This window comes from Streptomyces sp. (genome assembly GCF_036566765.1).
Taxonomy (GTDB): domain Bacteria; phylum Actinomycetota; class Actinomycetes; order Streptomycetales; family Streptomycetaceae; genus Streptomyces.
In genome coordinates this window covers 1-6,185 of the sequence record NZ_DATCVQ010000521.1, presented here as the reverse complement: position 1 = coordinate 6,185, position 6,185 = coordinate 1, and the positions used below count along the sequence as shown (strand labels likewise).

Sequence of the window (6,185 nt, the reverse complement as noted above, 5' to 3'; positions counted from 1 at the left end):
CCCCTTGGGATCGTCGTCGTACAGCACGCCCCGGCGGCGCTGGGTCTGCTGCCGCACGTAGAGCACGCGCTTGTCGAGGTCCACGTCCGCCCAGCGGAGGCCGACCAGCTCGCCGCGTCGGAGTCCCATGGCGATCGCGAGGACAAAGGCTGCGTGAACTCCCAGAGGGTTCTGGAGGGGCGTGCCGGTTCCGGCACGTACGTCGCCGAGCCTCGGCTGCGGGTGCGCGTGGTCCGCTCCTCGGCGCGTGAGCAGGGCGGCGGTTCTCCGTTCCACGCCGACATGAAGGCCGCGGGCAGGCAAGGGGATTGGGAGAGTCGGACCGAGGCCAAGGTTCCGGCGCCGGCGGAGATCGCAGCGCGGCTCGGTACTACAGCGACCAAGGTCGACCCGTGGAGACGGCGGACATCATCGTGCCCGCGGCGCTGTGCGAGGTCGTTTACGAGGTTCCCATCAGCCGGGTTGGATCAGCGGATCAAGGACTGCTTGCTCCCTGCCCTCCCCGGGTTGCTATGCCGTGATCCTCAAGTTCTCCTCAGAGTGATTCTTTCTGCCTGCGCGGTCGCGCTTCGTATCCCTAGGGTCACTGACGACCCGCCTCTCTCGACCAGGAGGCGCAAATGCAGGGGGAATTCATGCACGACAAGATGGGACGAAGGCTCATCCTCATACCCGCCATGGCCGTGGTCATGGCGACGGTCACGACGTCAGCAGTGGCGACCACCCCGGAACCCGACCAGGAGCCGGCAGCCGCAACGGCGGCGGGGCCCGGCGTCGAGTACGGTCCGAGCCAGACGTACGACCCGGTTGACGACACCATGGCCAAGCTGCCGGACGTCTCCGAGGGCGGGGAGCGGAGCGCGGGCGATCCTGCACCCATGGCCTGTGACAACCCGCGCAGGACGTGGTACGAGATCGCCTCGTCCCCCACGATTCACATGAAGTGGCCCGGAACCTCCTTCAAGGACGGACCGGGCGGCACGATGGTGGTCAAGGTCGAAACCGGAGGCAAGCTGAAGATCGAGGGCACGGCCGGCTTCGAGACCGAGGTCAGCGGTGTCGTTGCCGCAGCCAAGGCCAAGGTGGACGTCACCCTTGGGGTCGAAGCGAGCATCACCATCGGCCACGAGTATCGGCGCAACATCAGCAACAACAAGTACGGGCACACCACCTACGGTGCCTGGGGTCGCCGAGTGACCTGGCGGAAGTACACGACCAGCGCCGACAGGTGCGGCAAGACCCTCGTGCGCACCGCCACGTTCAACATTCCGGACAGGGACGAGCTTGGGTGGCGCTACTGGGAGACCAGCTCATGATCCGCCGTCCGCCGGCCATGCTCCTCACCGCCGTGCTTGCTGCCTTTGCCGTCGGCTGCACGACCGATCCGTCGGACCCGGTGGCCAGACCGTCCACCCCAGCGCCCTCGGCCACGACAACCACACCGTCACCCGGCTCCGATCCCCTCGCCGAACGCGCGAAGAGTGCCGTGTCCGGTGTTTCGGTGGACGAGGAAGCCTTCGTCGAATCAGGCCTGACCACGGTGCAGGAAGGCGCCCGCAACCTCTCTCCCCTCACGAAGGGAAAGAGGTACGAGGCCGTCGTCGCATGCGCGGGCACAGGCACCGTCGACGTGACCATCGGCTCTGCGCCCTCCCAGGCTCAGGACTGCGACGGCAAACCCGTCACCTACCGGATCCCATCGGCGCCCGCGGAACTGCCACTCACCGTCAAGGCGAGGCCGGGAGCGTCCGGGGCCGTCGCCTGGCAGATCAATGCGGAGGAGCGCCACTGACGCGCTGCCGAGCCCTGGCGCGGCTGGTGACGGTCGTGCGGTACAGCAGCCCCGTACCGCAACCCCAGCTCCCACCCCCGTCCGGTGGCGTCCCTCCGGGGCCTAATAGCGGCCGGAATGGCCATGTCTGACCGATCCCGCTAGAGCTATGGATCAGAAGGTTGTTGAGAGGGGGGTGGGGTTGAAGCTGCACGAGGTCGCGGATTGGCTGTCGGCGTCCTCTTCTGAGCCACCCCCCTTGGCCGCGTCGCCCGCAGGTGCGGTGTCTGGCCGGCCCAACGTGTCGCACGCTAGTCGCTGGGACTGACAACCGGCTCCGGCCGTGCCAGACGCGTGCCAGATGGAGCGGGGAACGGCGGTCGACGGCGGGTGTCATGGGGAGCTCCGCAAGCGTCACTGACGCCCGTTCTCCCTGTTCAGAGCGCCACCGTTTAGCCTCAAAGATCGGTGATTCCCAAGCTCAGGCGCCGGGGCAGATGGGCGTTCGCCTCGCGTTGCTGTTCCGGTAGTGGCGGCGCAGTCTGAAGGGAAGAAGCCTCATGGTGTGAGGTGACGCCCGTGAGCCGCCCCGTTCATGTGGGAGTCGTGCCGCTGTTGGCAGCCGCAGTGATAGGCGCGAGCCGCGGGTGCCGCACCCATCTATCTAGGCCAGCCTGGCTACGGGCCACACCTGGACCGAGATGGCGACGGATGGGCCTGCGAACCGTATCCACCGTGAGCCGCAGGATTTCGCCGCAAGGACCCTCCGTGGACACCACGGAGGGTCCTTTGCGTGCCCGACGGGAACATCCTGGGAACGGAATGACGGGGGTTCTAGGGCGTGTTGCGAAAGTGGATCAAGGTCGTGGATGATCGGTAGCCGTGGGACGTGGTGATCTGACAGACGGCCAGTGGCAGCGTCTGGAGCCGCTGCTGCCGGTGGGAAAGAAGCCTGGCCGCCCTCGGACTTGGACACATCGGAAGCTGATCGACGGCATCCGGTGGCGGACCAGGACCGGTGCGCCGTGGCGCGATCTCCCGGAGCGCTACGGGCCGTGGGACCGGGCCTACGACCTGTTCCGGCGATGGCAGCGCAGCGGCACCTGGAGCCGGATCCTCGAGCAGCTGCAGGCCGAAGTTGACGCGAAAGGTCTGATCACGTGGGAGGTCAGCGTGGACTCCACAATCGCCCGGGCCCACCAGCATGCTGCCGGGGCGCGTAAAAGGGGGACCTGCAGAAGGAGCCTCCTGGGGGCATCGACACCGAGCCCGATGACCACGGCCTCGGGCGCTCGCGCGGCGGCTTGACCACCAAGCTGCATCTGGCGGTCGAGCAGGGGCAGAAGCCGCTGTCCCTGCTCGTCACCGCCGCCCAGCGACATGACAGTCCCCAGTTCCAGCTGGTCCTGGACGGTATCCGGGTGCCCCGGACCGGACCGGGCCGACCGCGTACGAAACCGGACAAGGTCCGCGCGGACAGGGCGTACGGCTCCCGCGAACCGCGCCTACCTGCGCAGACGAGGCGTGCGGTGCACCATCCCGGAGAAGGCCGACCAGGTTCGCAACCGCAAGAAGCTCGGTTCCCGGGGCGGCCGCCCGCCGAAGTTCGACAAGGACGACTACAAGGAGCGCCACGCCGTCGAGTGCGGGATCAACCGCCTGAAGCGCCACCGTGCGGTCGCCACGAGGTACGACAAGCTCGCAGTCCGATATCACGCGACCTTGCTGGTCGCAGCAATCAACGAGTGGCTGTGACCAGCAGGGCCGCAACAACTCCTACCGGTTGGCAGACCGTGGCTCACCGGAGTACCGGTCCAGGCCGGCCTTCCAACGACGTTGCTGCTCGAGCCAGTGCACGTAGCGGGGTGATGCGCCGCGGATATCGATGCTGATCGGATAAGGATCGAACTCGTCCAGGAGCAGCTTGCGGAGGAATTCGACCATGCCGCAGGAAAACAGGGTGAAGTCGTCATGAGTGTGGCGGCCGCAGACCAGGACCGGCCACTGGTCAGGGTCGGGGTCGGTGGTCAGCCAGCAGAGGATGTCTGCGCCGGAGGTGACACCCCAGGCGAGGATGTGGTCCGGGTTGATGTCGAGGCCCTCCTGGCCGTCCAGCATCTCCCAGGTGTAGCGGGCGTTCTCCGTCTCCTCCTCGAAGGTCCCTGGATCCCACTGGACGTACTCCTTCGGCAGGGGCATGAGAATGCAGACCTCCTCGAACGAGCCAGCACCCCACACGGACATGAATGCCATGTAGTCCCGCGGGAGCCGTGTGCCCCACCGCGCTTCCGCGGCCACCCAGTCGATCTCCTCGTCAGCGCCAAGATCTGGAGGAAGGATCTTAGCCAGCTCTGCGATGCCCGTCGGGTCTTCCATGGCAATCCCTTCGATCAGGTCGCCGCGAGCTTACGAGAATGCACTGACAACCAGCATGGCGGAGCCAGACGTCGTCGGCTGTGACCAGCACTTTCCCAACAGGCCCTAGGCGGCTTCAGACAGGCTTGCGCTCGTTGCATGGATTCAAACTGCGCCGTCGTCGCCGAAGTCGGGGATGTCGGGGGACAGCAGGTGCTCGGCGCCGCCTTCGAGGATCTTGGCCGTCTCGGTGGAGCGGGGGAGCATGGTCTCCTCGTAGGCGCGGATGGCGTCGTCGACGGTGGCGGAGTCGGCGAGGGCGAGGGCGAGTTCGCCGGCGTCGAGCATGGCGAGGTTGACGCCGACGCCGAGCGGGGGCATGAGGTGGGCGGCGTCGCCGAGCAGGGTCACGGTCGGGTTGTGCTCCCAGGTGTGCGGGACGGGGAGGGCGAAGATCGGGCGGTCGACGTAGGGGCCGTCGTTGTCGGTGATCATCTGGCGCATGCGGGGCGACCAGTGGGCGTACCTGTCGAGGAGCAGGGCGCGGATGGCGTCGGTGTCGTCGATGGTCAGGCCGCTCGCGCTGATCCAGTCGACCGGGACTCGCTGGATGATGTAGACGCGGATGTGGTTTCCGCTGTTGCGCTGGGCGAACAGGCCGCGGTCGCCGTCGGCTGCGGCGGCGCCGCCCAGGCCGACCAGTTCGGCAATGTCGGGGTGGCGGTTCTCGACGTCGGAGAACCGCGCCTCCAGAAAGCTCACCCCGGTGTACTCGGGGCTGGCGGGAGAAACGGCCGGGCGTACCCGGGAGAAGGCGCCGTCGGCGCCGATGACCAGATCGGTCTCGATGGTCGTGCCGTCGGTGAAGTGCAGCTGCCGCGGCCCGTCGGCGGGCCCGGTGATCCTGCCGAGGGCTTGTCCCCAGTGCACGGTTCCCGGTTGCAGGGAGTCCAGCAGCAGGTCGCGCAGCTGGCCGCGGTCGATTTCCGGCTTGAAGAGCTCGTCAGCCTCCGGGACCTTATGGAACGTGATCGTGCCGGTCGGGTCCATCTGGCGCATCTCCTGCCCTTCTGGGCGGGCCAGTTCGAAGAACTCGTCGAGCAGGCCGGCTTCGCGCAGGGCGATCTGGCCGTTGTCGGCATGCAGGTCGAGGGTTCCGCCCTGGTTGCGGGCCTCGGGGCCCGGGTCGCGGTCGTAGACGGTGACCGCGACGCCGCGCCGCTGGAGGATGCGCGCGCAGGTCAGCCCGCCGGGTCCGGCGCCGATGATGCTGATCCTGGCCTGGGCGGGTGCTACGGAGTTCATGGTGTCCCCTTCGCCGGCGCCGGATCACGGCCGCGACCCTGCGCCGCGGACTCATGGGGCACCGCCTACATTGTTCTGCAACAGCTCCAAACATGCAACCGTTCCAAGTTTGCCTTATGCCGGGTAGGGTTGAAGACATGGCAGAGACGATCGACCGCGCGGGAACGGGTGGGCGGCGCGAACGCAAGAAGGCCGCCACCCGCCAGGCGATCGCCGACACCGCGCTGCGGCTGTTCCTGGAGCGCGGCTACGAGCAGGTGGGCGTCCGCGAGATCGCCGAGGGCGCCGACGTGTCGGTGTCGACCCTGTTCAACCACTTCCCCCAAGGCAAAGAGGCCCTGGTCTTCGACGAGGACGCCCGCAACGAGGCCGCCCTCGTCCGCGCGGTCACCGACCGGCCGCGAGGCCAGACCGTCCCCCACGCCCTGCGCGCCTACCTCACCGGCTTCGCCGACTCGGCCCACACCCGAGACCCCCGATTCGCCGGCTTCCAGCGGCTCATCCAGGAAACCCCGGCCCTGCGCGAGTACTCCCGCACGATGTGGCTGCGCCACGAACACGCCCTGGCCCGTGCTCTCGCCGACCAGACCGGCCGACCGCCCGGCGACCTCATCTGCGCCGCCTACGCCCGCTTCACCCTCGAAACCCTCGCGTTCGCCGACTCCTGCCCCGATCCCGCCGCCGCCATCGACCAGGCCTGTCTCCTGCTCGACCAGGGTTGGACGACCACGGTCGCCCAACATGACCCCGAACC

At 67.9% G+C, this 6,185-nt stretch carries 5 protein-coding genes and 4 pseudogenes; 6 read left to right on the top strand and 3 right to left on the bottom strand.

Annotated elements, in window-relative coordinates:
• Positions 1–159 (bottom strand): annotated as a pseudogene (locus VIU94_RS30365) (tyrosine-type recombinase/integrase); the annotation flags it as partial.
• Between VIU94_RS30365 and VIU94_RS30360 the strand changes: the two are divergent.
• The 5 genes and pseudogenes from VIU94_RS30360 to VIU94_RS30340 form a co-directional block, all read left to right on the top strand.
• Positions 160–461 (top strand): annotated as a pseudogene (locus VIU94_RS30360) (hypothetical protein); the annotation flags it as partial.
• Between the two features lie 159 nt (positions 462–620).
• Positions 621–1,316, top strand: coding sequence for a hypothetical protein (locus VIU94_RS30355; RefSeq protein ID WP_331916198.1), 696 nt, complete (start codon positions 621–623; stop codon positions 1,314–1,316).
• The gene (locus VIU94_RS30350; protein ID WP_331916196.1) at positions 1,313–1,792 is read left to right on the top strand and encodes a DUF6023 family protein; all 480 of its coding nucleotides are present in this window, start codon (positions 1,313–1,315) and stop codon (positions 1,790–1,792) included. Before VIU94_RS30355 ends, VIU94_RS30350 begins: the two co-directional genes overlap by 4 nt.
• A gap of 625 nt (positions 1,793–2,417) precedes the next feature.
• Positions 2,418–2,510: pseudogene (locus VIU94_RS30345) on the top strand (excalibur calcium-binding domain-containing protein); the annotation flags it as partial.
• A 143-nt stretch (positions 2,511–2,653) separates the two neighbouring features.
• Positions 2,654–3,526, top strand: a pseudogene (locus tag VIU94_RS30340) (IS5 family transposase).
• Positions 3,527–3,547: 21 nt separating this feature from the next.
• On the opposite strand, the gene VIU94_RS30335 reads toward VIU94_RS30340, so the two are convergent.
• Positions 3,548–4,147, bottom strand: coding sequence for an SMI1/KNR4 family protein (locus tag VIU94_RS30335; protein WP_331916194.1), 600 nt, complete (start codon positions 4,145–4,147; stop codon positions 3,548–3,550).
• A gap of 144 nt (positions 4,148–4,291) precedes the next feature.
• Positions 4,292–5,431, bottom strand: a complete 1,140-nt coding sequence (locus VIU94_RS30330) for an FAD-dependent oxidoreductase (protein ID WP_331916192.1) — start codon at positions 5,429–5,431, stop codon at positions 4,292–4,294.
• A 137-nt stretch (positions 5,432–5,568) separates the two neighbouring features.
• Here VIU94_RS30330 and VIU94_RS30325 point away from each other — a divergent pair.
• Positions 5,569–6,185, top strand: a 617-nt coding sequence (locus VIU94_RS30325) for a TetR/AcrR family transcriptional regulator (protein ID WP_331916190.1), incomplete at its 3' end; no start/stop codon positions are given.

Coding starts and splice junctions, on each gene's coding strand:
- VIU94_RS30335 (WP_331916194.1), bottom strand. CDS start 4,147: ATGGAAGACCCGACGGGCATCGCAGAGCTGGCTAAGATCCTTCCTCCA.
- VIU94_RS30350 (WP_331916196.1), top strand. CDS start 1,313: ATGATCCGCCGTCCGCCGGCCATGCTCCTCACCGCCGTGCTTGCTGCC.
- VIU94_RS30355 (WP_331916198.1), top strand. CDS start 621: ATGCAGGGGGAATTCATGCACGACAAGATGGGACGAAGGCTCATCCTC.
- VIU94_RS30330 (WP_331916192.1), bottom strand. CDS start 5,431: ATGAACTCCGTAGCACCCGCCCAGGCCAGGATCAGCATCATCGGCGCC.